This window comes from Cryobacterium gelidum (assembly GCF_004403985.1).
Classification (GTDB): domain Bacteria; phylum Actinomycetota; class Actinomycetes; order Actinomycetales; family Microbacteriaceae; genus Cryobacterium; species Cryobacterium gelidum.
Window position 1 is genome coordinate 554000 of the sequence record NZ_SOHL01000003.1, and the last position, 25528, is coordinate 579527.

General features: G+C 63.5%; 22 protein-coding genes and 1 riboswitch. Of the genes, 5 read left to right on the forward strand and 17 right to left on the reverse strand.

The genetic code is table 11. The features are described from left to right. Positions 1-62 precede the first annotated feature (62 nt). The 5 genes from E3T50_RS02735 to E3T50_RS02755 all read right to left on the reverse strand — a co-directional run bounded on the left by E3T50_RS02735 (position 63) and on the right by E3T50_RS02755 (position 7597). Complete coding sequence (locus E3T50_RS02735) at positions 63-1850, reverse strand: ABC transporter family substrate-binding protein (protein WP_134550416.1); 1788 nt, start codon at positions 1848-1850, stop codon at positions 63-65. Positions 1851-2177: 327 nt separating this feature from the next. Beyond that, positions 2178-3926 (reverse strand): ABC transporter ATP-binding protein, encoded by a 1749-nt coding sequence (locus tag E3T50_RS02740; protein WP_134550417.1) that lies wholly within the window; start codon positions 3924-3926, stop codon positions 2178-2180. After that, complete coding sequence (locus E3T50_RS02745) at positions 3923-4876, reverse strand: ABC transporter permease (RefSeq protein WP_134550418.1); 954 nt, start codon at positions 4874-4876, stop codon at positions 3923-3925. The genes E3T50_RS02740 and E3T50_RS02745 overlap by 4 nt, the downstream gene beginning before the upstream one ends. Next, positions 4866-5795 carry an ABC transporter permease gene (locus tag E3T50_RS02750; protein WP_134464132.1) on the reverse strand — a complete coding sequence of 310 codons (930 nt, stop codon included), beginning with the start codon at positions 5793-5795 and terminating at the stop codon, positions 4866-4868. The genes E3T50_RS02745 and E3T50_RS02750 overlap by 11 nt, the downstream gene beginning before the upstream one ends. A gap of 140 nt (positions 5796-5935) precedes the next feature. Next, positions 5936-7597 (reverse strand): peptide ABC transporter substrate-binding protein, encoded by a 1662-nt coding sequence (locus tag E3T50_RS02755; RefSeq protein ID WP_134550419.1) that lies wholly within the window; start codon positions 7595-7597, stop codon positions 5936-5938. A gap of 325 nt (positions 7598-7922) precedes the next feature. On the opposite strand from E3T50_RS02755, the gene E3T50_RS02760 reads away from it, so the two are divergent. Beyond that, positions 7923-8714: a CPBP family intramembrane glutamic endopeptidase gene (locus E3T50_RS02760; RefSeq protein WP_134550420.1), complete on the forward strand. Its 792-nt coding sequence runs from the start codon at positions 7923-7925 to the stop codon at positions 8712-8714. 18 nt (positions 8715-8732) lie between these two features. On the opposite strand, the gene gcvP is transcribed toward E3T50_RS02760, so the two are convergent. From gcvP to E3T50_RS02785, 5 genes are all read right to left on the reverse strand, one after another. Continuing rightward, positions 8733-11633 carry an aminomethyl-transferring glycine dehydrogenase gene (gcvP, locus tag E3T50_RS02765; protein ID WP_134550421.1) on the reverse strand — a complete coding sequence of 967 codons (2901 nt, stop codon included), beginning with the start codon at positions 11631-11633 and terminating at the stop codon, positions 8733-8735. Between the two features lie 8 nt (positions 11634-11641). After that, positions 11642-12013: a glycine cleavage system protein GcvH gene (gene gcvH / locus E3T50_RS02770; protein WP_134550422.1), complete on the reverse strand. Its 372-nt coding sequence runs from the start codon at positions 12011-12013 to the stop codon at positions 11642-11644. Positions 12014-12066: 53 nt separating this feature from the next. Next, entirely contained in the window at positions 12067-13215 is a 1149-nt protein-coding gene (gcvT, locus tag E3T50_RS02775; RefSeq protein WP_134550423.1) for a glycine cleavage system aminomethyltransferase GcvT, read from the reverse strand. Positions 13216-13399: 184 nt separating this feature from the next. Next, positions 13400-13495: riboswitch (glycine riboswitch) on the reverse strand. Between the two features lie 219 nt (positions 13496-13714). Beyond that, positions 13715-14341: a DNA-3-methyladenine glycosylase I gene (locus E3T50_RS02780; RefSeq protein ID WP_174844713.1), complete on the reverse strand. Its 627-nt coding sequence runs from the start codon at positions 14339-14341 to the stop codon at positions 13715-13717. A gap of 83 nt (positions 14342-14424) precedes the next feature. Next, entirely contained in the window at positions 14425-15027 is a 603-nt protein-coding gene (locus E3T50_RS02785) for an LON peptidase substrate-binding domain-containing protein (RefSeq protein WP_134550425.1), read from the reverse strand. 143 nt (positions 15028-15170) lie between these two features. On the opposite strand from E3T50_RS02785, the gene E3T50_RS02790 reads away from it, so the two are divergent. After that, positions 15171-15542 (forward strand): LysR family transcriptional regulator, encoded by a 372-nt coding sequence (locus tag E3T50_RS02790; RefSeq protein ID WP_134550426.1) that lies wholly within the window; start codon positions 15171-15173, stop codon positions 15540-15542. 19 nt (positions 15543-15561) lie between these two features. Here the strand turns inward: E3T50_RS02790 and E3T50_RS02795 are convergent, their stop codons facing one another. After that, the gene (locus E3T50_RS02795) at positions 15562-17226 is read right to left on the reverse strand and encodes an ABC-F family ATP-binding cassette domain-containing protein (protein ID WP_134550427.1); all 1665 of its coding nucleotides are present in this window, start codon (positions 17224-17226) and stop codon (positions 15562-15564) included. 109 nt (positions 17227-17335) lie between these two features. Here E3T50_RS02795 and E3T50_RS02800 point away from each other — a divergent pair, with 109 nt between their 5' ends. Beyond that, positions 17336-18601 (forward strand): MFS transporter, encoded by a 1266-nt coding sequence (locus E3T50_RS02800; RefSeq protein WP_241990710.1) that lies wholly within the window; start codon positions 17336-17338, stop codon positions 18599-18601. A 125-nt stretch (positions 18602-18726) separates the two neighbouring features. On the opposite strand, the gene E3T50_RS02805 is transcribed toward E3T50_RS02800, so the two are convergent. The 5 genes from E3T50_RS02805 to E3T50_RS16910 form a co-directional block, all read right to left on the reverse strand. Next, positions 18727-19842 carry an SDR family oxidoreductase gene (locus E3T50_RS02805; protein WP_134550428.1) on the reverse strand — a complete coding sequence of 372 codons (1116 nt, stop codon included), beginning with the start codon at positions 19840-19842 and terminating at the stop codon, positions 18727-18729. Positions 19843-19978: 136 nt separating this feature from the next. Further along, complete coding sequence (locus tag E3T50_RS02810) at positions 19979-20548, reverse strand: HhH-GPD-type base excision DNA repair protein (RefSeq protein ID WP_134550429.1); 570 nt, start codon at positions 20546-20548, stop codon at positions 19979-19981. A 248-nt stretch (positions 20549-20796) separates the two neighbouring features. After that, a complete protein-coding gene (locus E3T50_RS02815) occupies positions 20797-21471 on the reverse strand; it encodes an SDR family NAD(P)-dependent oxidoreductase (protein WP_134550430.1) in 675 nt (224 codons plus the stop codon). 189 nt (positions 21472-21660) lie between these two features. Beyond that, positions 21661-21972, reverse strand: a complete 312-nt coding sequence (locus tag E3T50_RS02820; protein WP_255454256.1) for a HigA family addiction module antitoxin — start codon at positions 21970-21972, stop codon at positions 21661-21663. Further along, positions 21959-22099, reverse strand: a complete 141-nt coding sequence (locus E3T50_RS16910; RefSeq protein ID WP_277612656.1) for a type II toxin-antitoxin system RelE/ParE family toxin — start codon at positions 22097-22099, stop codon at positions 21959-21961. Before E3T50_RS16910 ends, E3T50_RS02820 begins: the two co-directional genes overlap by 14 nt. 128 nt (positions 22100-22227) lie before the next feature. Between E3T50_RS16910 and E3T50_RS02830 the strand changes: the two genes are divergently transcribed. Together E3T50_RS02830 and E3T50_RS02835 are read left to right on the forward strand one after the other, a co-directional pair. Continuing rightward, positions 22228-23175: an SMP-30/gluconolactonase/LRE family protein gene (locus E3T50_RS02830; protein WP_134550433.1), complete on the forward strand. Its 948-nt coding sequence runs from the start codon at positions 22228-22230 to the stop codon at positions 23173-23175. 827 nt (positions 23176-24002) lie between these two features. Continuing rightward, the gene (locus E3T50_RS02835) at positions 24003-25409 is read left to right on the forward strand and encodes a recombinase family protein (RefSeq protein WP_134550434.1); all 1407 of its coding nucleotides are present in this window, start codon (positions 24003-24005) and stop codon (positions 25407-25409) included. On the opposite strand, the gene E3T50_RS02840 is transcribed toward E3T50_RS02835, so the two are convergent. Then, positions 25406-25528 (reverse strand): integrase core domain-containing protein (locus E3T50_RS02840; RefSeq protein WP_166784179.1); only part of this gene is annotated, 123 nt, incomplete at its 5' end. The genes E3T50_RS02835 and E3T50_RS02840 overlap by 4 nt on opposite strands.

Consider the following 25528-nt stretch of genomic DNA (forward strand, 5'->3'; position numbering starts at 1 on the left):
TGTCGCCGATCCGCGAGTTGGGCTCCTGGGCGAACCCAGGAGCCCAACTGAGAGCGAACTATCTACTTAGTGACGGACCAGTCCCAGAAGTTCCAGAACGGACCGGTCTGGTTGCCCATGTACTCCACACCGCTCACGCGCTTGGAGACACCGAACACGCCGGGCAGCTGGAACAGCGGCAGTCCGTAAGCATCCGTGAACATCTGCTTGTCCATGCGCTTCTCGATGGCGATCAGTTCATCGGGATCGAGGGTCGTCTGGGTGAGGATGGCGTCGTCGTTGGTTCCCTCGTACTGGTTGTAGTTTCCGCCGCCGTCGGTCGAGAAGATCTGCGCGATGCCGGTGGAGCCGACGCCGGGGCTGATCCAGCCGAAGATGGAAGCATCATAGTCGCCACCCTCTAGCAGAGAACTCCAGTCGGGTGAACCCGCGTCCACAACGGTGATTCCGGCCTTCGCGGCCGATTCCTGAATCGCCTGGAACTCATCGACTCGGTTGGGGTTGTTGGTGTTGTAGAGAATGCGCACCGAGGGGGTGGCGCCGGCGAGCAGCGTCTTGGCGCCTTCGATATCGACCTCGGCGTAGTCGCTCGAACCATTGTTCGCGGCCGAATCGTCATAGGGCGCGTTGGCCGGAACCCAGATCTGAGAGTCCAGAATCTTGGCATCGGGGTTGACCGGGGTCACGATGGAGTCGAGAATCTGCTGCCGAGGGACCGTCTTGAGGAACGCCTGGCGCACGCTGAGATCAGCGAAGACCGGCTGATCGAAACGCAGGTCGAGATGGTCATACGAGACCTGATCACCAGCGAGTACGTCGGCGCCGGTGTTCTCCAGGGCGGTGAGCGTATCAGCGGATGCCTGCGGGTTGATGATGTCGACTTCACCGTTTTGCAGCGCCGTCACCTGGGCGTTCGCGTCTGGGATGACGCGCAGGATGAGCTTGTCGATCTTCGGCAGCATGCCACCGACATAGAACTTGTTGCGCTCCATCGTGAACGACTGGCCGGGAGTCCAGCCCGTCGGCACCATGGGACCGCTCGACACGAGGAGGTCGGGGTCGGTCGGGAACGCGGTCACGTCGTAGCCGGTGTTCACGAAGTCCGCCGCCGCCTTCAACGTGGCATCGGGCTCGGCCGGGGCTGCCGGATCTCCCTTGGGTAGGCCCTTGAGCAGTGCGGTCAGTTCGGTGGCCGAGCCGAGCCCGGCCTTTTTGGCCACGATGTGGGCGGGTTGAGCGATCGGGTTGACCAGCTCCCAGTCGACGTAGGGCGTGTCGTAGACCAGGGTCATCGACAGATTGTCCTCGCTGACCTCGGGAAATGCTGTGGTATCGAGGCCGGCAGTGCTGGCCGCGATTTCAAAATACGTGGTGCCAGTGGCGACTTCGCCGGTGGACTCGTCGACGGTCGAGTCGTTATAGTAGCCGGCTCCGATAGCCCAGGCGAGCACCATGTCATCGGCGGTCACGGGCTCTCCGTCTGACCACTTGTTCTCGGGATTCAGCGTGTATGTGACGGTCTGCGGGTCGTCACTGGTCTTCTCGAAGGTGCCGAACTTTTCTTCACGTACGATATTGAATTCGTTATCGATGTAGGAGAAGGCCGATGCGTAGTTACCCATGAGGTAACCGACCTGTCCATTGGTATCGAGATTGGACTGTGGAGTCTGACCGTTAAAAGACGTGAAGTCGTTGACCACGGCAACCGTGACGGTGCCGCCGCTGGCCGCGGCATCCGTGTTGGTGTCGGTACTGCCGGATGTGGTGCATGCGGTCAGGGCTAGGGCTGCGACGCCAAGAACGGCGACCCCACTAAGGCTCTTCCTGAACAGTTTTCCTCTGATGGACAAGATTCCTCCTGGGCGAAGTGATCGTCGGTGCACGGCGAGGGGCCGCGAGTCGATCGTGGTTTGATACGACCCTAGAGAGAATCCCTAACTTTGCCAATCAAATGACCGAACTGTTATGAAATAGGACCATTTTTTGTCGTCCGTGGGTGGCATTGTGCACAAAAGCTGCGTCTGAACCCCGCAATGTGAAGGCCCGTTGGGTTGCCGCCACCACGGCGACATATGTACAGCGCGTGACGTCGCTGGCTCCCGTGAGTGCCACGAGGGAAACCACAGGCCCGACAGGAATGATTCCCCGGTCGGGCCTGAGCTGCGCAGAAGGTTGATCTACCGCCCGAACGCGAAGTTGGCTCCGGGGATCGCCGCGAGCAGCTCCTGTGTGTACAGCTCTCGCGGGTTGTTGAACACCTCATCGGTCGACGCCGCCTCCACGATGCGCCCCCTCTGCATGACGCAGACATTGTCAGCGACCAACCGCACGACCGCGAGGTCGTGGGTAATGAACAGATAGGTCAGGCCCAGCTCCGTCTGCAACTCGGTCAACAGGTTCAGAATCTGCCCCTGCACAAGGACATCCAAGGCAGACACGGCTTCATCCAGCACGAGCACGTCGGGTTTCAACGCCAAGGCGCGTGCAATCGCGATGCGCTGGCGCTGACCGCCGGACAGCTCGCTCGGATAGCGAAACTGCGTTGCGGCCGGCAGGGACACCTGGTCAAGCAACTCCAAGACCCGCTTCTGCCGTTCCTTTCGCGACCCCACGTTGTGCGCGAGCAGGGGTTCCGCGATGGTGTTGCCCACGTTGTACTGGGGGTCGAGCGAACCATACGGGTCCTGGAAGACCGGCTGCACTCGGCGCCGAAAATTCAGAAGCTCACGCCCCTTCAAGCCAGCGACGTCGCGTCCCTCGAATTCGATCCGCCCGCTGGTGGTGCTCTCCAACTGCAGGATGAGCTTGGCCACGGTGGATTTGCCGGAGCCGGATTCCCCCACGATCGCTGTGGTCGTGCCCTTCTTCACGCCGAACGACACGTCATTCACGGCGAGGAGTTCGTCATACTTCAGACCGGATTTACGGATGCGGTACATCTTGGTGATGCCCTCGACGGAGATGAGGTCTTTGCCCGACGCCGCTAGTTCACGTTCGGTGGCCCGCGTAATGAGCGCAGTGTCCGTGCCGCCGGCCGAAAAGATTTCGGGCGCCGGGGCATCCTGATTCTTCTTGGCCTGAATGCGCCGCGACGCAAGGCTCGGAGCGGCCGCCACGAGGCGCTGCGTGTATGGGTGCTGCGGGTTGGCCAGGATTTCCTGCGACGGCCCCGATTCGACAACCTTGCCCTTGTACATCACCACGAGCTGTTCGGCCCGTTCGGCGGCGAGGCCGAGGTCGTGGGTGATGAACAGAACGCTCGTGCCGTAGTCCCGGGTGAGGGTGGCGAGGTGATCGAGAATCTGGCGTTGCACGGTGACATCAAGCGCGCTGGTGGGCTCGTCGGCGATGAGCAGCTTCGGCCGGGCGGACAGCCCGATGCCGATGAGCACGCGCTGGCGCATACCGCCGGAGAACTGGTGCGGGTACTGCTTGAGCCGGTCGGCGGCATCGGCGAGGCCAGCTTCCTGCAGCACTTCGATGGTGCGCGCACGCGCTTCTTTTCCGCGCAAGGGGCTGTTGGCCTTGATGGCTTCCTCAACCTGGAAACCGATGTTCCAGACGGGATTCAGGTTGCTCATCGGATCCTGCGGCACATAACCGATCAGGCTTCCGCGCACACCCTGCATCTCCTTGGCCGACAGCCTAGTCAGATCGCGACCCTCGAACAGAATCTCGCCCGCGGTGACCTTGCCCGTGCCGGCGAGCAGATTAATGATCGCCTGCGCTGTAGTGGTCTTGCCAGAACCTGACTCCCCAACGATGGCGAGCGTTTGGCCGGCATAGAGAGTCAGGCTTACGCCACGCACAGCCGGAACTACGCCGTACTGCGTCTGGAATCCGACCTCAAGATCGCGAATGTCAAGTAGTGGGTCATTTGAACTCGGCACGGTCTGATTCACGGTTTCGGTCACTAACTCGGTCATCGGCGTGCCCTCGCCTTCGGATCGAGCGCGTCGCCAACGACGTCACCCAGCATGAGGAAGGCCAGCACGGTCACCGACAGGGCTGCGGCTGGATAGAGCAGGACCTGCGGGGCAGTACGGATGGAGGTCTGGGCGTTGCCAATGTCGTTACCCCAGGACATTATGTCCGAGCCGAGGCCGATTCCGAGGAACGACAGCGTGGCTTCGGCGACAATGAACGTGCCCAGCGAAACCGTCGCGATCACGATCACCGGTGCGATCGAGTTCGGCACAACGTGTCGAAGCAGAATCTTAAACTTCGACACGCCGAGCGCGATGGACGCCGTCACGTAATCCGAATTTCGAGCCGTTAGCACAGCTCCACGCATGATTCGTGCGATCTGCGGCCAGGCGAAAATCGACATGACCAGCGCAATCGTGACCGGAGTGCGCTCCGGCAACACCGACAGCAACACGATGGCGCCAAGCACGGTCGGGACGGCAAAGAAAATATCGCCGATTCGCGACACGATCGCGTCGAGTACGCCGCCGTAGTATCCGGCCAACGCACCGATCACGACGCCGACGAGGGTTACCAGGAACGTGGCCAGCAGGCCAACCGTAACGGATGCCCGAGTGCCAAATATGATGCGGGCATACGTATCGCAGCCCTGCCGGGTGAATCCGAGTGGATGTCCGGCCTCAGCACCGCCGTTGCTGTCGGCCAGCAAACAATTACTGTTCGGCGGCGCTTGTGTGAACAGCGTCGGCACCAAGGCCACCAGAACGATCAGGAGAATCAGCGACGAGGAGATCCAAAACGAGGGACGTCGACGCATCGATTCCCACGCGTCCGTCCAGGTACTGCGGGCCTTCTGCGTCTCGTTCACCTGATCGATGGCAGCAACCGGAGTCTCGTCCAGTGCCGCCACGACGTGGGCCTGACGATTGTTGGGGGTACTACTTGGCATAACGAATCCTCGGGTCCAGGGCTGCGTAAAGCAGATCGACGAGCAGGTTAGCCACCACGAAAATGACAACCATAACGGCGATGAACGACACGACCGTCGGTCCCTCGCCCAGTTTTATGGCGTCATAAACGGTGCCACCGACCCCGTTGATGTTGAAGATGCCCTCGGTAACAATGGCACCGACCATGAGAGAGCCGATATCGACACCGAGAAAAGTCACGACGGGCACGAGGGAATTTCGAAGCACATGCACGGTCACCACACGACGGCCGGACAAGCCTTTCGCCGTAGCGGTGCGCACAAAATCGGCATTGAGATTATCCGAAACGCTTGCCCGGGTGAGGCGAACAATGTAGGCGAATGAGACGGATGCCAGCACCAGCGCGGGCAGAATCAGTTCGTCCAGGGGTGCCGCGCCGCTGACCGTGGTGCGGGCCCAGCCCAGTTGGATGCCGAAGACGAACTGCAGCACGAAACCGATCACGAAGGTGGGCACGCTAATCAGGAGGAGACTGACCACAAGTGCGCTGGCATCAAACAGCTTTCCCTTGCGCAGACCGGCCACCAAGCCCACCAGAATGCCGAAAAACGCTTCGAAGGCAAGGGCGAGCATGGCCAGACGTGCCGTAATTGGGAAGGCGGAAGCCATGACAGAGGACACCGAGCGTCCGGAGAAGGTCGTGCCGAGGTCGCCTTGGAAGAAACCACCGATGTAGATCAGGTACTGCTCGATTAGGGACTTGTCGAGGTTGTATTCGGCCCTCAATTGGGCGATGACACCAGGGGAAGGGGGCCGGTCACCGTATAGTGCCGCGATGGGGTCACCAGGAAGGGAGAACACCATGAAATAGATCAGGAACGTGGCGCCAAAGAACACGGGGATCATCTGGAGCAGACGCTTGCCGGTGTACCAAAGCATCAGGTTCCCTCGTTGAAACAGAGGAACATAAACATCTCAATCACTAAATAAATCTAAGCAGTGAGGTGCCCGGGCTATACCGCCCCGGGCACCTCACGCACTAATCAAGTCCAGGCAGTGCTGAACCGAGCTGGTGAATATTAGCCCTTTGTGATGTTGTGGTAGAGCGGGACGGAGTCCCAACCGAATTCCACGTTGTCGACGTTCTCAGACCAGACGCCCGTGGCGTTGGAGTACCACAGCGGAATGGTCGGCAGGTCCTTGAGCAGAACCTCTTGGGCTTCCTGGTACTTGGCAGTGGCGTCCTCAACGTTTTCGGCTGCTGCACCCTCCTTCAAGAGACCATCGAACTCTGGGCTGGTATATAACTCGTAGTTCGAGCCGGCACCGGTCTGGTACAGCGGCGCGAGGAAGTTGTACAGCGAGGGGTAGTCGGCCTGCCAGCCGGCGCGGGTGGCACCGGTCAGCGCTGCATTGGAGCGGTCATCCAGCGCCAAAGCGAAGGTCGGGTACGGCTTGCCAACCGCGTCGATTTCGAGAGTGTTCTTGATGCTGTTCACCACGGCATCAACCCAAGCCGCGTGTCCACCATCGGCGTTGTAGGCGAGGTCGAACGTGCCGGTGTATGGCGAGATGGCGTCGGCTTCTGCCCACTTGGCCTTGGCCTCTTTTTCATTGAACTCAAGAACTTCGGCGCCGGCCAGCTGGTCGGAGTAACCGTCAATGACGGGCGACGTGAAGTCGGTAGCCGGGGTACGAGTGCCTTGGAAAATGACGTCAGTGATCTCCTGACGGTTGATCGACATGGAGATCGCTGCGCGGCGAAGCTCGCCCTCTGCACCACTCCAGTGCTCAAGGTAATACGGCATGTTGAACGCTTGGAAAATCGCGGCCGGCTGGTTTACGTTTGTGTCCGGAAAGTCGGACACATACGTTTCGAACGCGGAGTCGGGAACCTGGTCAAGCACATCGAGGTCACCACCCTGCACGGCTGCGTACGCACCCTCCTGAGTGCCGTAGAAGACGATGCTCACGCCGCCGTTGACCGGCTTGCGAACACCGTCATAGGAGGGGTTGGTTACCAAGGCGATCTGAACGTCGTGCTCCCAAGCGCCTTCGGCGGCCAGCATGTACGGACCGTTTCCGATCGGATTCTCACCGAAGGCAGTCATGTCCTCAAACGCAACAGCTGGTAGCGGCGAGAAGCCGGAGTAGCCGAGGCGCAACGGCCAGTCTGCTTCCGCTGAAGCGAGCTCGACCGTGAAGGTCGTGTCGTCGACGACCGTCAGGCCGGACATCGACGGGGTGAGTGGGTCAGGGACCTGCAGCACGTCGCCGTTCTCATCGACGGCCCCGGTGGGGTCATCCTTGGTGTTCTGCACGTCGGAATAACCGACGATGTCGTCGAAGAAGTACGACGTGCTCTGTGCGTTTTCGTACAGTGCGCCGTAGTTCCACGCGTCGACGAAGGAAGACGCCGTGACGGGCTCATCGTTGGTAAAGGTCCAGCCGTCTTCGAGGGTGACCGTCCAGGTGGTGGCGTCGTCGGACTCGATCGACTTTGCGACCTCGTTCTCGATTGCACCGGTTGCCGTGTACGAGACGAGTCCGGCGAAGATCGAGGTGACGATCTTGCCGCCACCGGTCTCTGTCGTGTTAGTCGGGATCAGCGAATTCTGGGGCTCGTTGCCGTTCACCGTGATGATGGCGCTGTCACTGACCGCGGGCCCGGCGTTCCCACCGGCGCAGCCCGAGAGCGCGAGAGCTCCGGTAGACGCGAGAGCGATGGCGACAATGCCCATTCTCCTGATTTTCAATTTTTGCTCCAATGCACAAAAGGGGGCCCGACACGGCTCTTGATCGTGTCGCGCGCCAGTAGAGTCAACCCAATTTTGGCCGCAAAGGAACCAACTCAAGATTGGGGGGGTTGCTACGACCCTAGTTTGTTATATGCCCAGAATGGGTAATGGGGCGAAGAATGTTATCGACGCGCAATCTATTCGGCAACTATTGAGCGTCAAGGAGTCTGCTTTTGCACATATGCTGCGGGGTGACCCCGAAAAGGTGGTGCACCCTCTGTGATCGTGAAGCGGACGCCGGGGGATGACGGGGTGGCAGGATAGAGCCATGCCGCAAGCATCCCTGTTGCCTCGTTCCCGGCTCGACCGTTCCCGGAACTATTGGGAGATCGGCATTGTTCTCGCCCTGTCGCTCGGGGCGTCGGCGGTGTACTCGATCGTCTCGATCGTGGCAAGGCTGACCGATACGACGCCGCTCGTCGATCAGTCGGCGACGCTGAACGGCTCGCAGTCGCCGCGCGAGTGGCTCGACTTCACCTACCAGTTTCTCGGCATTGCGTTCGGGCTCGCAGCGGTGGCTCTGGTGATGTTCCTGCTCTGGCGGCCCGGGCAGAACCCGTTCACCCGACTTGGCTTCGACCTGACCCGACCGGATAAGGATGTGCTGGGCGGGTTCGGACTGCTGCTGATCATCGGAATTCCGGGCCTTGCGCTGTACCTGGCGGGGCGCGCGTTGGGTTTCACCGTGGCTGTGGTGCCCTCGCCGCTCGACACGTTCTGGTGGACCATACCGATTCTGGTCTTAGCCGCGCTGAAGGCCGCGCTGGTCGAGGAAATCATCGTGGTCGGCTACCTGTTCACCCGCCTGCGTAAGCTTGGTTGGTCACCCTGGATCATCATCCTGAGTTCGGCCACACTGCGCGGCAGCTATCACCTGTACCAGGGCGTTGGGCCGTTCTTCGGTAACGTCGCCATGGGCGTCGTGTTCGGTTGGTGCTACACCCGGTGGGGGCGCACCATGCCGCTCGTGGTGACCCACTGGCTGCTCGACATTCTCTCGTTCGTCGGCTACCCGCTCGCGCTGGCCTGGTGGCCGGGGCTGCTTGCCCCGGCCAGCTAACGTGGCGGTGGCGAGCTCCTACTCGAATGCTTCGGGCGGTGGGCAGGCGCAGACCAGGTTACGGTCGCCGTAGGCGTTGTCGATGCGGCGCACCGGTGGCCAGTACTTGCCCCGCACCAGGCTCGCGAGAGGATAGACCGCTGTGGCCCGGTCGTACGGGTGCTCCCACTCCCCCTCGATCACCGACTGCGCGGTGTGCGGAGCGTTGTGCAACGGGTTGTCGTCGGCGGGCCAGCGGCCGGCGGCTACGGCATCCGCTTCGGCCTTGATCGCGATCATGGCGTCGATGAAACGGTCGATTTCGCCGAGGTCTTCGCTCTCGGTGGGTTCGACCATGAGCGTGCCGGCGACCGGAAAGCTCATGGTCGGCGAGTGGAAGCCGTAGTCGACGAGGCGTTTGGCCACGTCGTCGACGGTCACGCCGGTGGCCGCGGTGAGCGGTCGCAGGTCGAGGATGCACTCGTGTGCGACCAGGCCGCTCTCGCCCGAGTAGAGCAACGGGTAGCTGTCTTCGAGGCGTTTCGCGACATAGTTGGCGGCGAGCACGGCTGCCCCGGTGGCCTGCTTGAGGCCGTCGTTTCCCATCATGCGCACGTACGCCCACGAGATGGGCAGGATGCTCGGGCTACCATAGGGCGCCGCCGAGACCGGTCCGCCGGCGTGCACGACGGTCGCGGTGGCTCCCGCGTTGCCGAGCAGGTAGTGCTCGTCGCTCTGGGCGAGCGGATGCCCGGGCAGGAACGGTGCGAGGTGTGCCTTGGCTGCGACCGGGCCGACACCGGGCCCACCGCCGCCGTGCGGGATACAGAAGGTCTTGTGCAGGTTCAGGTGGGAGACATCGCCGCCGAAATCGCCATAGCGGGCGAACCCGAGCAGCGCATTGAGGTTGGCACCGTCGACGTAGACCTGCCCGCCGGCGGCGTGCACGGCCTCGCAAATGGTGGCGACCTCGTGCTCGTAGACCCCGTGGGTCGAGGGGTAGGTGATCATGAGCGCGGCGAGGTTGTCGGCATGCTCGGCGATCTTGGCGTGCAGATCCGCCAGGTCGACGTTGCCGAGCTCGTCGCAGGCCACGACGACGACGCGCATGCCGGCCAGGACAGCGGATGCCGCGTTGGTGCCGTGCGCGCTCGACGGGATCAGGCAGACCGTGCGGTCGGTCTGCCCGTTGGACAGGTGATACCCGCGGATGGCTAGGAGACCGGCCAGTTCCCCCTGGCTGCCGGCGTTGGGCTGCAGCGAGACGGAGTCATAGCCGGTGACATCACTCAGCCAGGTTTCGAGCTGACGCACGAGATGCAGGTAGCCCTCGACATCCGCCGCGGGAGCGAAGGGGTGGATACCGGCGAATTCGGGCCAGCTGACGGCCTCCATTTCGCTCGCCGCGTTGAGCTTCATGGTGCAGGAGCCGAGCGGGATCATGCCCCGGTCAAGCGCATAGTCGTAGTCGGCGAGGCGCTTGAGGTAACGCATCATGCTGGTCTCAGAGCGGTGCGTGTTGAACACCGGGTGGGTGAGAAACGTGCTCTCGCGATCGAGGTCGGTCGGCAGTCCGGCCTGCACGGCGTCAAAGTCAACGTGCCCGAACGCGCTCCGGCCGCCGAACGCACCGACGACGAACGACAGGTCGGCGAGCGTCGTGGTCTCATCGACCGAAATGCTGATGGTGGTCGCGTCGACCTGGCGCAGGTTGTATCCGCTCAAGGCGGCCTTCGCCACGATCTCGGCCGCCTTGGTCGGGACGGAGGCCGAGATCGTGTCGAAGAACGTGTCGTTGATCACTTCGACGTCGATCGCGCGCAGGGCGGCAACGAGGGCCCCTGCTCGTTCGTGCACCTGTTCGGCGATCGCTCTCAGGCCGTTCGGCCCGTGATAGACGGCATACATGCCGGCCATGACGGCGAGCAGCACCTGGGCGGTACAGATGTTCGAGGTGGCCTTGTCACGGCGAATGTGCTGTTCACGCACCTGCAGGGCAAGGCGGTAGGCCGGATGTCCGGTGGCATCGACGCTGACACCGACGAGGCGGCCGGGCAGCTGGCGTTCGAGACCCTTGCGCACGGCCATGTAGCCGGCATGTGGTCCGCCGAAGCCCATCGGCACGCCGAAGCGTTGGCTCGTGCCGACGGCGACATCGGCGCCGAGGTCGCCGGGCGACTTGAGCAGGGTGAGAGCCAGCAGGTCGGCGGCTACCACGGCGAGCGCCTTACGCTCGTGCGCAAGATCGATGACCGCTTGCGGGTTCCAGATGCGACCGGAAGCCGACGGGTACTGCACGAAGACGCCGAAATAATCGCCGAGATCTTCGGCCGTGGTCTGCTCGCTGAGCGCGACCTGGACGAGCTCGATACCGAGCGCGGCGGCGCGATTGTCGAGCAGCGCGTGGGTCTGCGGGAAGGCATCCGTATCGACGATGAATCGTCGCGAGCCTGACTTCGAGGCGCGCAGGGCGAGCAGCATGGCCTCAACGACCGCCGTCGACTCGTCGAGCATCGACGCGTTGGCCGTGGTCAGACCGGTGAGATCGGCAATCATGGTCTGAAAGTTGATGAGGGCTTCGAGCCGGCCCTGCGAGATCTCGGGCTGGTAAGGCGTATAGGCCGTGTACCAGCTGGGGTTTTCGAACACGTTGCGTTTGATCACGGCGGGCGTGAACGTGTCGTAGTAGCCGAGACCGATCATGGAGCGTTTGACCGTGTTGCGGCTGGCCAGGGCGCGCAGTTCGGCGACGGCCTCGTTCTCGGTCGCAACGGGCGGGAGGGCGCTGTCGCCGTCCTGCCGAAACAGATCTGCGTGAATCGAGGCCGGCATGGCGGCGGAGACAAGGTCGTCCACGGAGTCGTAGCCGAGCGTGGCGAGCATGTGGGACTGGGCGTCAACATCCGTTCCGATGTGACGCTGCGCGAAAGCCTGGGTCATTGTGGGCGTCACTCCCCGATCAAAGCGGAATACTCGGCAAAGCTGAGCAACGTAGGGAGGGTCTCGAATTCAACCTTGATCAGCCAGCCCTCACCAAACGGATCACTATTGACGAGCTCCGGGCTCTCGACCACCTGGTCATTGGTGGCGGTGACGGTGCCGTTGACCGGCGCAAACAGTTCGCCGACCGACTTGGTCGACTCGATCTCACCGACGACCGTGCCGCCGGCGACCGTGCTGCCCACCTCGGGCAGTTCGACGAAGACCACGTCGCCGAGCTTCTCAGCGGCATAGGCGGTGATGCCGACGGTCGCGATGCTGCCGTCGACCAGAATCCACTCATGCTCGGCGGTGTAGTGCAGTTTCGATGTGTCTGTCATGGTGTTGCCTTTCGCAGGGTGAACGGATTCAGGGCTATTTCGACAAAGCCGAGCTATTTGACGCGCTTATAGAACGGCAGCGAGGTGACGGTGGCGGGGATGCGGGTGCCCCGCACGTCGACGTAGACCTCGGTGCCGAGGCGAGCGAGGTCGGGAGTGACGTAGGCCATGGCGATCGGGTAGCCGAGGGTCGGCGATAGGGCGCCGCTCGTGATCACGCCGTCCCGGGTCTCTGCATCGATGCTGCGGAAGATCTCGTAGCCGGCACGCCCGGCACGCTTGCCGGTGGCAATCAGTCCCACCAAAACGGATGCCCCCGCCTCCGGCCCCGCCTCGCTCGCGGCGCGGCCGACGAAGTCGTTCTCCTTGCCCAGGTTGACCACCCGGCCGAGGCCCGCCTGCGCCGGGAAGGTGTTCAGGGTGAGCTCGTGGCCGTAGAGTGGCATGCCAGCTTCGAGCCGGAGGGTGTCGCGACTGGCGAGACCGGCCGGAACGAGACCTTTATCCGCGCCGGCGCTCGTGAGTGCGTCCCACAGCTCTCGGGCTCGCGCGGCCGCGAGGTACAACTCGAACCCGTCTTCGCCGGTGTACCCGGTGCGGGCGACCAGCAGCGGCTGGCCGCGGAAGGAGCCGCCCGTGATGCGGTAGTACTTCATGAAGTGCAGGTCGGTGCCGAGGTCGGTCAGGCCCTCGGTGTTGTCAAGAATGGCGAGGGCGTTCGGGCCCTGCACGGCGATGAGGGCGTAATCGTCGCTCTGGTCGACGACGCTGACAGTGAAGCCGTCCGCCCGGGCGCGCAGCGCGTCGAAGGCAGCGAACCGATTGCCGGCATTGGCGACAACGAGAAACTTCGTATCGCCCAGGCGGTAGACGACGAGGTCGTCGATGATGCCGCCGTCCTCGACGAGGAGCAGGCTGTACTTCGCCTGCCACAGTTCGATGACCGAGAGCTTGCCCGCCAGCGCAAAGTCGAGGTAGGCGGCGGCATCCGGACCCTCGACCAGAATCTCGGCCATATGCGACAGGTCGAACAGACCGGCTTCGGTGCGCACGGCGTGGTGCTCGGCGAGATCGCTCGAGTACCGCACCGGCATCTGCCAGCCGGCGAAATCGGTGAAGCTCGCACCGGCGTCGACGTGCGCCTGGTGCAGCGGCGAGAACCGCTCGGTGGTAGCGGGAGTGCTGGAATCGGCCGAGGTCATGAGTTCTCCGGGTGACAGGGCCGTACAGGTGCGGCCGCTTGTGTGCAAGGCTCGATTGAGCCTCGTGGGAACTCCCCCTCTGTCGCTCGTGCCTGAGAGCTTCACCAGCGCGGACGCACTGACTTTCACCGTGGGCGAGACTGTGAAACACGCAGAGCGTGCCCAATCTACTTTTCAGAGTGGTCAGTTCGATGCGGTACGAGTACCTGAGAGATTGTCGGGGAGGATTGCTCCTTCGGTGTTCGCACGCCTTCGCGTCGAACTCTCCCGCATCGTCCATATGACCCGATGTTCAGTTATCGCCGTTCTGCGATCAGCCTAGCGCTCCGCTTGGACTGTTTCTTCCCCACGCACGTCCACCCTCCAGGCCAGCTGGGCGTTCGTTGAATGTTTCGTGAAGCAGGAGTTTGATAATTGTCTCTGTTTTTGCAAAGAGCCGGCAGAATCATGGACACAAACCTGCTCATCTGGATCATCGTCGGCACCTACGGGCCGGTGTTCAGCTGAGATGCCGCGGAGCCTGGCTCCACACCCCCGAAGATCCACGCCGATGGCTGTCGACGAGGTGGGTGTCGATGATGCCGATCGCTTCCATGAGGGCGAACATCGTGGTCGGTCCAACGAAGACGAAGCCGGCTTCCTTCAGTGCTTTCGACAGTGCGACGGATGCCGCAGAGCGGGTTGGCACGTCGGACTGTGTCAGCGGCGCGGGCGTGGCATCCGGTTGGAAGGACCAGACGAATCCGACCAGGCCGCCGCTGTCGCGGAGGGCGACAGTGGCCCGCGCGTTCGTGATCGTGGCGCGAATCTTGAGGCGGTTTCGTATGATTTTCTCGTCATCCAGCAGCCGGGCAACATCGTCCTCATCGAAGGCGGCGACCCGCTCGGGGTCGAAGTCGGCGAAGGCGGCGCGAAACGCGGGGCGCTTGCGCAAAATGATCGCCCAGGACAGCCCGGATTGGAATGCCTCGAGGCTGATCCGCTCGAACAGGCCGTGCTCATCGCGCACGGGCACGCCCCACTCCGTGTCGTAGTAGTCACGCAACATCGGGTCGACGGAGGCCCAGGCGGGGCGGGTGAGGCCGTCGGCACCGATGATCGCGCCGGAGGCTGGCAGTTGTTCCATACGCACCATTAGACACCGGCCCGCGCAGACGTTCGTCGCCGAGCCGTGCATGGGTGGTTATTTTCGGCGGCACAGTCAACTGCTCACCAGGCCAAAGACTCACCCGCAGCCTCGGTCAGCTCGATAATGTTGTCGAGCAGGGCAGCCATCGAGTCGGAGCGCAGGAGCGCGATCTGGTCGATTGGCCCGACCGGGGCGATCGCGGCGAGCTGCCAGGCGGCCGCGGTGGGATTGTCGGAGAGCGCCACATCGGGCGACCACTCCTGGTTGGCGAATTCACTCGCCAGCGACAGGGTGCGACGCACGAGTCGTTCCGCCTGTTCCCGGCGGGGCAGCAGGGAGTCGTCCCATTCCAGGTCGGGCAGCTCGCGCACGGTGGCAAGCGGATGCGGGTCTTCCGGCATCCACTCGGTCACCTCGATTCTGCGCTCGCCCTGAACGACCAGGCCCAGGTAGCTTTCGGGCGCTTCAAGTTGGGTGATCCGGGCGACGGTGCCGATACTGAACCGACGTTCACCGCCGCCGACCTCCTGGCCACGCTCGATCAGCACGATACCGAACTCGGCCGGCGGGGAATCGAGCACGCGCGCGAGCATGACGAGGTACCGTTCCTCAAACACCCGCAGTTGCAAAGGCATATAGGGGAACAGCACGGATCCCAGGGGGAACATCGGCATCGTCGTCATGCACCCAGCGAAGCACGTCGGCGGCGTCGCGCCAAGCCCCCGCCGCGTGTTGCCGGTGGCTGTTTTCGGTGGGTGGTGGCGTTTTCGACGCGTAGCCTAGAAGGTCTAGCGGTTAACCCGCGCAAACCGACGAGAGGCTGTTCGTGGACATCACCCTGCTTGGGCACTTCGTGGCCGCCGCTGAGGCTTCCGATTTTGCCCGCGCCGCGCTGGCGCTCGGCGTCTCCAGGGACACTCTCAGCGCATCGGTGAAGCAGGTCGAGGCCGAACTCGGGTACGCCCTGTTCGACCGTTCCGCCGAGAGCACGACGCTCACCGAGATCGGCGTTGCCTTTCTGGCCGACGCGCGCCTCGAGCTGGCACAGGCCACCGGGCGCGGCCCGCAGTCCGGCGGCGGTGCCGGTAAGTCCGGCGGCGGGCCGGGCGGCGGCAAGGCCAAGGCTAATAAAGGCAAGGGCCGCGCTCCCGCGGTCAAGGGCCAGCCCAAACTCGGCAAGAAGCGCCAGTCGCGCTGAGTGGTCTGCAAACAGGCGTCTAGAGCTCGGTGACCTGGCCGGCATCGACGTTCCAGTGCCGGTCGGTGTGCACATTGTCGAGCATCCGCCGGTCGTGGGTGACGAGCAGCAGCGTGCCCTCGTAGGAGGCGAGCGCCTGTTCGAGCTGTTCGATAGCGGCAAGGTCGAGGTGGTTGGTGGGTTCGTCGAGCACGAGCAGGTTGACTCCGCGTGCCTGAAGCAGGGCCAGTCCGGCCCGGGTGCGCTCCCCCGGCGACAGCCCGTCGACCGGGCGGTTTACCTGATCGGCTTTGAGTCCGAACTTGGCCAGGAGCGTGCGCACCTCGGCGGGAGAAAGCTCGGGAACGAGCAGCTCGAAACTTGCGGCCAGGGGCCGCCCGCCCGCCAGAAGTGCCCGGGCCTGGTCGATTTCTCCGATCGAGACGCTGGCGCCCAGGTGCGCGCTGCCGACATCCGCTTTTTGACGACCGAGCAGGGCGCGCAGCAGGGTGGACTTGCCAGCGCCGTTGGGACCGGTGATGCCGATTCGTTCGCCGCCGTTGACCTGCAGCGACACGGGCCCGAGCACGAAGTCGCCCTGCCGAAACTCGGCGTTGCTCAGTGTGGCCACGACAGCGCTCGAGCGTGGGGCTGACCCGATGGTGAATTCGAGCTGCCACTCCTTGCGGGGCTCGTCGACTTCGTCGAGGCGGGCGATGCGGCTTTCCATCTGGCGCACCTTTTGCGCCTGCTTCTCGCTCGATTCGGCCGAGGCTTTGCGCCGGATCTTGTCGTTGTCTGGTGCCTTTTTCATGGCGTTGCGCACGCCCTGACTCGACCATTCCCGCTGGGTTCTGGCCCGGCCGACGAGGTCGGCCTTCTTGGCGGCGAACTCGTCGTAGTTCTCCCGATTGTGCCGCCTGGCCGTTTCGCGTTCCTCGAGGTAGGAGTCGTAGCCGCCGCCGAACACCCGATTGGAGCCCTGGGCGAGGTCGAGTTCAAGCACCCGGGTCACGCAGCGGGCGAGAAACTCGCGATCGTGGCTGACTAGCACGACGCCGCCGCGGAGGCCCCTGACGAAGGCTTCGAGTCGTTCGAGTCCGTCGAGGTCGAGGTCGTTGGTGGGCTCGTCGAGCAGCACGATGTCGAAGCGGGAGAGCAGCAGGGCAGCGAGCCCGACGCGCGCGGCCTGGCCTCCGGAGAGCGCCGTCATCAGGCTGTCGGCGGTGAGTGTGGTGCCGAGCGCGAGGCCGAGGTCGGCGAGAACGACGGGCAGCCGCTCATCGAGGTCGGCAGCGCCGCTGGCCAGCCAGCGCTCGAGCGCGGTCGAGTAGGTTTCGGCCGGGTCGAGTGCCCCTGGGTGCGGCAGTGCATCTCCGAGAGCGGATGCCGCGGTATCCATTTCGCGGGTTGCTTCGGCGCAGCCCGTGCGCCGGGCAATGTAACCGGCGATGGTCTCGCCGGGAACTCGTTCGTGCTCCTGCGGGAGAGCGCCGACGAAGGCATCCGCTGGGCTGCGGGTGATGGTTCCGGCTTGCGGGACACCCAGGCCGGCGAGAAGGTTGAGCAGCGTGGATTTGCCCGCCCCGTTCGCACCGACGACACCGATAACGTCGCCGGGGGTGACGGTGAGATCGAGCGATTCAAAAAGGGTGCGGTGCGCGTAGCCACCAGCCAGGCCCCTGGCCACGAGTGTTCCGGTCATTACTCCATGGTCTCATTGACTGCACGGGGTCCGTGCCTGCTGCTCGGTAGAGTGAGCCTCAGGCGGTGCAGCAGTGGCCTGCCGAGGCCTTAACCAGGGGATCTAGACGATGAACGACGACACCTCCGCGCCGATGCCTGTACCGCAGGCGCCGGTGCGGCACACAGAACTCCAAAAGCGCGTTGTGCGCGTGCTCATCACCGGGCAGATCCTCGGCGGGATCGGCATGGGAGCGACCCTGTCGCTGGGCGCGCTGCTTGCCGCAGCGCTGTCGGGATCGAGCGCCTGGTCGGGCATGGCCGCGACCATGAGCACCCTCGGGGCCGCGATCGTCGCCGTGCCGCTCGCCCGCCTGGCACAGGCGAACGGGCGTCGCGTGTCACTTGCCGCTGGTTCGTTCGTGGCCGGCACCGGCGCCGTGCTCGCAATTACTTCGGTCTCGGCCGACAATTTCGCCCTACTGCTGCTCGCCCTGATGCTGCTCGGTGTCGGATCGGCCACGAACCTGCAAGCCCGGTTCGCGGCCACCGACCTCGCCTCCTCACGCTTTCGCGCCCGCGACCTGTCGATTGTCGTCTGGTCGACGACCATCGGCGCTGTGCTCGGCCCGAACCTGTTCGGCCCGGGCGAGGTGCTCGGCGCCGCCCTCGGACTGCCGGCGATGACCGGGGCCTTCGCATTTTCGCTCGCCGCCACGATCACCGCCGCGTTCGTCTACGCGCTCGGGCTTCGACCCGACCCCCTGCTGACCGCTCTGGCGGCGCGCACGGCGAGCGCGGGCATCCGCCGAGCCAGCGGCGGCCTGGTGATTCTGAGGAGCAATGCGGCGGCCCGGTATGCCGTGGCGGTCATTGCCCTCAGCCACGCCACCATGGTGGCCCTGATGTCGATGGCGCCGGTACACCTTCGCGACCACGGCGCCTCGCTCACCATCATCGGGCTGACCATCAGCCTGCACGTGGCTGGCATGTACGCCGTGTCCCCCGTATTCGGCGCACTCTCCGACCGGCTCGGTCGCCTGCCGGTGGTTCTCGGCGGTCAGGTCCTCCTGTTGGTCGCGCTCACCGTGGCCTGGTTCAGCGACGGATCCCAGGCCACAATGACCGTGAGCCTGGTCTTTCTGGGACTGGGCTGGTCGGCATCCGTTGTGGCCGGTTCGGCGCTCGTCTCGGAGGCCGTCGAGATAGAAGATCAATCCTCGCTGCAGGGATTCTCTGACCTCTCCATGAACGCGGCCGGTGCGCTCGGCGGCGCGCTCGCGGGGCCGATACTGGCTCTGGCCGGCTACTCCGGGCTCGGCCTCGCTGCCATGGCGCTCGTCGCGGTCGTGGTGGTCTGGTCGGTCGGTCGGGGGCGCGTCACGCACGCGCGCTGACCGGGCTGACACCCGAACAATTCGAAAACCGAACGTTGCGATAGATGCGCATCCTGGCATTGTTCGGCGGTGACAATAGTCGCCGGCGAAGTCGCCCATCGCGAAATGGGGACCCTCATGGGAGCCTAAGCCTGTCGCTTCGCCGGTTCGATTTGCTGCGTCGCGCCCGGAATGAGGTGTTCGCGGCGAAGACGGTCAAACAGGTCGGTGAAGGCTCGGTCCGTACGTCGGTAGCCAGGAAAACCGGCTTCCCGGCTCTTGCTCATGTCGGTCAGGACTTCGATATTGCGACCGAGGTCACCGTCGGTGTGCCACCATGACGCCAGGCGTGCGCTGTCGGGCTCAATAAGGTCATATTTATCGGCGATCGACCGCCACACGACATCAGCGGCCACCATTTGCAGGTCCAGGGGCCGCGGCGCGCCGCTGAAACCCTCCGGGGTCACACCAAAGTAAGCCGCGATGCGCGGCCACATGGACCGCCACCGAAACACGTCGCCGTTGACGATGTTGTAGGCCTCATTTTCGACGCCGGGCGTTGTGCTTGCCCACACCATGTGGTCGGCGAGCTGGTCGGCATCCGTCATATCGGTCAGGCCGTTCCACTGCATTTCTGAACCGGGGAAAACAAACGGGCGGTCGAGTTCACGGCAAATGGTGGCCTGAACGGCCAGGGTGAGGCCCATGTTCATGGCGTTTCCGACGGCGTACCCGATCACCGTGTGGGCGCGGTGCACCGACCAGGCAAATCCCTGGCGGCTTGCGGCCGCCCAGAGTTCGTCTTCCTGCGCGTAATAGAAATTGTTGACGGGCAGCCGCGGTTCTTCCTCCTGAAAGGGGGTGTCGGCCATTTCACCGGCCGCATATGCCTCGAACGGTCCCAGGTAATGCTTGAGGCCGGTCAGGAGTGCAACGTGCTCGACCTTGGTATGCGCCAGAGCAGCGAGAAGGTCGCGGAGCATTCCCGCGTTCACCGCGATGTTGTCGGCTTCATTGTCTTCGCGGGACCACGCCGTGAAGAACACATGGGTGGGGTGTTCATCCCGCAGGGCGTGCTCCAAATCGGTGGCGGAACGGAGGTCGGCCTGAATCTGGCGCGTACCGGGAACGGTCACAGCCGCCGATCGGGACAGCGTCGAGACGGGCCACCCGTCGGCGAGCAGCCGATCGCGCACGGCTGAACCGGCAATTCCGGTTGCGCCGACTACGAGAGCGCGACGGGCAGGAGCAGAGGGTGACATGGGATAAGTCCTTTGAACGAATGCTGACACCGACGAAACGGATGCGTGCCGCCTTGACTACAACGTTGGCATGGGTTCACTATTCCGGCGCGCGCCGCCGAGCGCGGTCTGAGCCGACTCGCATCCGCTCGGCAGATCAGGCCTTCTTCGCAGCTGCCTTCGCGGCCCGCTTGGTCTCACGCACTCGGGTCACCGACTCGGGGTCGACGATATCGGCCACCGACCGGAACGCGCCCTCTTCGCCATACGGAGCGGATGCCTCGCGCCAGCCGGCCGCGTCGACCCCGGGTCGTTTGCCGAGGAGCGCGAGAAAGATTTTCGCCTTCTGTTCGCCGAACCCGGGCAGGGCCTTGAGCCGGCTGAGAGTCTCGGGGCCGGTGGGGTTGTCAGCGGTCCAGATCGAGGCGGTATCGCCGTGCCAGTTCTGCACGATGACTTCGGCGACGTCTTGCACGCGTTTGGCCATCGATCCGGGAAAACGGTGCACGGCGGGCGATTGCCGAAAGACTGCGACGAATGCCTCGGCGTCGTAGGACGCGATCACGGCGGGATCCAGGCTGCCGATGCGGTCTTGAATCTTGGCCGGGCCGCAAAAAGCGGTTTCCATCGCGATCTGCTGGTCGAGGAGCATACCCACGAGGAGCGCGAACGGGTTCTCACTCAGGAGAGCGTCGGCGGCGTCATCGCCGGTGAGGTGCAGCGTCATGTGCCCATTGTGCCACCGCTGAACGGCTGGCGATCCGCGCCCACCAAGCTCAGCGAACGGACAACAGGTGTGGTCAAGAGCCACCGGCGTACTGGCCGCACTGGTCCGCGCCGGTCCCCGTGGTACCCGATATGAAAACGGACTCCACGTTGAAGCGGAACTTCAGCACTTTTCGTCACCGATCAACGTCAGAGAAGTGACTTTGCTCTCGCCGTACGGTCCAATCGAGTAGAACAGGAGCCTCCGCCCTACTCCCGACCGTCCTCAAGCGGGATGAGCATGGTGCGGAACGGACCGGCCACGATGTGGAGGTCCCAGATGCGATCGGCGACCCCGTCGATGCCGTTGGCAAGCTGAAGCTGTGGGATGCCGCCGGGAATCACCAGTTGGTTGACCCGGATACCCTCATCCTCGAGGGCTTCGTGGAGCATCTCGCCGTAGGCGCTCTCAGCCGGGAAAGCGACCGATGTGCCGGCGTAGCCTGCGCGGGCCTTGACCGAGGTTCCTCCGTTGATCATGATGATGCTGCCGCTACCTGCCTGCCGCATCGCCGGAAGCACTGCTCGCACCGCGTGGATAAGCCCGAGGGCCGAGAACTGCAATGCCTCTAACGCCAGCTCGGGCGTCATCTCAAGCACCGGCTTCAGGTAGTCGCGTGATGGAAGCGGGCTGTATTGCAGCGCGGTGATCGGCCCGAGCTCTGCCGCGGCACGCGCAAGGGCAGCTTCGAGCGACGCCGGCGTGCGGACATCCGCAGCGTAAGCACTCGCGGTGAAGCCGGCAGCGGTGAGCTCGGCAGCCATAGCGTCTAGTTTCGACTGGTTCCTGGCGATCAGAGCAATTGAGAAGCCTTCGCTCCCGAACCTTCGCGCAACTGCTGCTCCGAGTCCCGGTCCGGCTCCGATGATGGCGATGACAGGCACGATGGTCTCCTTCAATTGATGCTGCTGTGATGATTAACGCGAAAATCTTAGTCTAAACGTCGAATCTGAACTCCACGGGATTCAGTCGTTTACAGACATCTAAATCTCGCCGGTGCCTAGAGCACGTAACCCTCAAATTTATGGCGTGCACGAGGGATTGCGCTGCTGCAGGAGAGTGCGACAGGAGGGTCAGGCGACGCGGAGCGGGGTGATGGCGTTAATTTCTTCTGCCGCGCGGTCCTCAGCGACATTGAGGTCGAACTGCGACTGCAGGTTGAGCCAGAACTGCGCTGATGTTCCGAAGTACTGGACCAAGCGCAGGGCGGTATCGGCCGAGATACCGCGCTTTCCGTGGACGATCTCGTTGATCCGTCGCGGCGAAACACGAATCGATACAGAAAGCTCGTTCTGGGTGATGCCGAGCGCCTCGATGAAGTCCTTCATGAGGACCGCGCCTGGGTGAATCGGAGCGAGCTTGTCTCTCTTGTCAGTGATATTCAATGACCTCTACCTCCTCTGGGCCAGCGTCGGTCCACACGAAGCAGATCCGCCACTTGTCGTTGACCCTGATGCTGTGTTGGCCGGCTTGGTCACCCTTGAGCCGCTCAAGCCGGTTGCCCGGTGGCACGCGCAAATCGACCGTGGATCCAGCGATGGCACACGCTCACGACGCCACAACCGCGACCGGCCCGGTGATTTTCGCCCGAGGCCGATCAGGCCTATTGGCAGCGCCCGAGCCGGACTATTGTTATCGCCATGATCAGTCGCATCGTCGCACGCACACTGTCCGCCGCCGCACTGGGTGCTCTCTTCCTTGTTTCAGGGATACCCGCAGTCCACGCCGCACCGCAGACGCGGCCCGGTCATTTCGAGGATGTTATCGCGCTTCCCGACGGATTCCAGCCCGAAGGAATCGCGATCGGCCCGCGCGGCACTGCCTACGTCGGCTCACTCGCCGACGGCGACGTCTACGTCTTCGACGTGCGCACCGGCGAGGAGATCAGGACCCTGGAGGGCCCGGGCACTCCGTCGGTCGGCCTGAAGATCGACAACCGCGGTCGGCTTTTCATCGCGGGCGGGCCCACCGGCGAGGCGCGGGTCGTGGATGCCGCCACGGGCGACATCCTGCAGAGCTACGCCCTCACCGATGCGCCAACGTTCGTGAACGACGTCGTTATGACTCGCGACGCCGCGTGGTTCACCGACAGCCAGCAAGCGCAGCTCTATAAGCTCCCCCTCGGACCGGGCGGCGCACTCCCTGGGGCAGATGCGATCGAAGTCCTCCCCCTGTCGGGCAGTTGGATGCAGCAGCCGGGCTTCAACGCGAACGGCATCGCGGAGACCCCCAACCATCAAGCGCTCCTGGTCATCCAGTCGTCAACGGGCATTCTGTTCCGCGTCGACCCCGAGACCGGCGTCGCCGCGGTCGTTGATCTGGGTGGGGTCCTGCTCCCCAACGGTGACGGGCTGCTCGTCGCCGGGCGCACCCTGTACGTCGTCCAGAATCAGTTGAACACCGTCGCCGTGATCCGCCTCAATGCAGCCGGGACTAGCGGCGAACTCATCGACCGGTACACGGACCCCGACTTCCAGGTGCCCACGACGATCGCGAGGTTTGGCAACGGGCTCTACCTCCCGAACGCCCGCTTCGGCACTCCCCCGGCGCCCGACACTCCCTACTCGGTGGTGCGCATCGATCGGTGACCACCGCCTGCAGACGCACATCCCCAGCGTTTAGGTCACGAACCCAGAGGTGGTGCCAGAGAACCATGTGGCATATCGTCTCCAGCAGCCGATAGCGTGCTCTCCCCTGACGCTCGACTACCTGCAAGAGTGATTGCTCAACCAGACCCGTGACCAGATCCAGCACGGTGCTGTTGGCTATCCCGGTGCGGGGCTCGCACACGCGCCGCCGCCAGTTCGATAGCCAACGGGACCCCATCCAGATGCCAGCAGGTCTTGGCCACGGCACGAGCATTGCCATCATCGATCCGAAACTTCGAGTCCACGAGCCTGGCTCGCACCTCGAACAGCCGCGCCGCCTCCGCTGAAGCAACCAGCGAGCCGGAGCGAACGCCCACGGCCTCAGCGACGGCCTGCGCCACCCGGCCGGGTTCGCTCACCGTCTGCAGGTCGACCCAACGGACCCGTCGGTAAAGCGTGCCGCTATATCCCCGATGACCACCATTGCCAGCCGCGTCTTTCCTCAACCACACGAACCGGTCAACGTCACCACGCGGGTTTCCGCGAGCAGGTCCGCCACCTTGGCGCGGTCACGGCCGCGGCCGATGAACGCCACTACCCCGACGGGAACTCCGCTCTGCGTCAGAATCGACTCGATCCCGGCCCGACCATGCGGGCCCGACTTCACTCTGACACACACCACGTCGTTTGGAGGGGATGCGGCACCACCGATCAGAATCGGTACCCCGACCGTATCTTTCTTGCAGCCAAAGGCATGCCCTCTACACGTTGAAGCGGAACTCCACCGAGTAGCGTTCTCAGGCAACCTTTGATGTCACAATGATGAAATGCTCTCAAACAAAGCCGCGATCTACCTTCGAATCAGCCTAGACGCAACCGGAGAGCACCGTGCCATCGAGCGCCAGCGAGAGGACTGCCTGGCAAAGGCTGCCGAGAAGGGACTAGAGGTATCGGAGATCCATGTCGACAACTCCATCTCGGCCAGCAAACGAAATGTGGTCCGGCCCGCGTACGAGCGCATGGTTCGGGATTATCAGGACGGCAAGTTCACTAACATCATCTGTTACGACGTCGACCGCCTTAGTCGTCAACCGGGCCAGATCGAATACTGGCTCGAAATGGCAGAACATGGACAGCTTCGAATTATTACTGAGACCGGGGAGGCCGACACCACGACCGACTCGGGGCGGTTGTTCATCCGCATTAAGGTGGGTGTGGCGCGCGCTGAAGTTGAGCGCAAAGGCGAGCGACAGAAACGCGCGCTTGTACAACGGCTCGAACGCGGCGAATCCTACGCGGGCGTTCGCCTGACTGGATACTCTATGTCTGGGAAGATCCTCGAAGAGGAAGCGACGATCGTCCGCCGGATTTTTGCTACGTTCCTTGCTGGCGGCACTCTCTACGGAATCGCAGGTGAGCTGACAAAGGCGGGCATCAAGACCAGGCGTGGAAGCACCAACTGGCCGACGTCCACCGTGAGAACGATACTCACCAACCTTCGATACATAGCCAGAGTCAAGCACGTCACCTTCCACAAGGAAACAAAAGAGCGCATCGTCACCGAGTACGCCGGTGCCTGGGAACCCATCATTGATGACCCGACCTTCTTCGCCGTCCAGTCCCGGCTCGAAGATCCGTTGAGGATCACGAACCGGTCAGGCACTGACCGGAAGCACCTCGGCAGCGGGATCTTCCTATGCGGCGAATGCGGCAACCCGGTCCGAACGAACGGAACCCGATACTGGTGCAAAGGTGGCGGCCATGTTCTGCGGACTCAGGCACCGATCGATGCCTTGGTGATCGGTGCACTTCGGCGCCGGTTATTACTAGATGACGTGGGACGGGCCGTCTCACAGAAGAACAATGACGCGGCAACGGCCAAGCTGGTGACGGAATCAACCTTGCTCCGTAACGATTTGGAACGCTACGACCGCGATTACGAGAAGAATGAGCTGTCGGCGGCGTTCCACAATAAGCTCACCCTCAAGGCCGAGGCGAAGCTTCTCGCGATCGAGGTTGAATACGCCAAGGCTACGAGCGGTGCCGCGGTCGCGATGATGATGGGAGCGTCGAGCCCGTTGGACTTTTTTGACAACGCCGGTCTGGCGCAACGACGCGCGATCGTCAGCAGCTTGATGTCGGTCGCGCTGCTCCATGTCCCTCGGGGCCGGAAAGGTTTTGACCCGCGGACGGTGCGGATCGTTTGGTCAGACGGCCGGCGCGAGCTGCCCTAAGTGTTCTTCCCACTGACGTTGTGAACGCGGTCGATGGGTGATTTGCCGCCGATGCCGGTATGGGGTCTGTGGTGATTGTAGCTATGAATCCAGTCCAGGTACGTTGCTGCTCGGGCTTG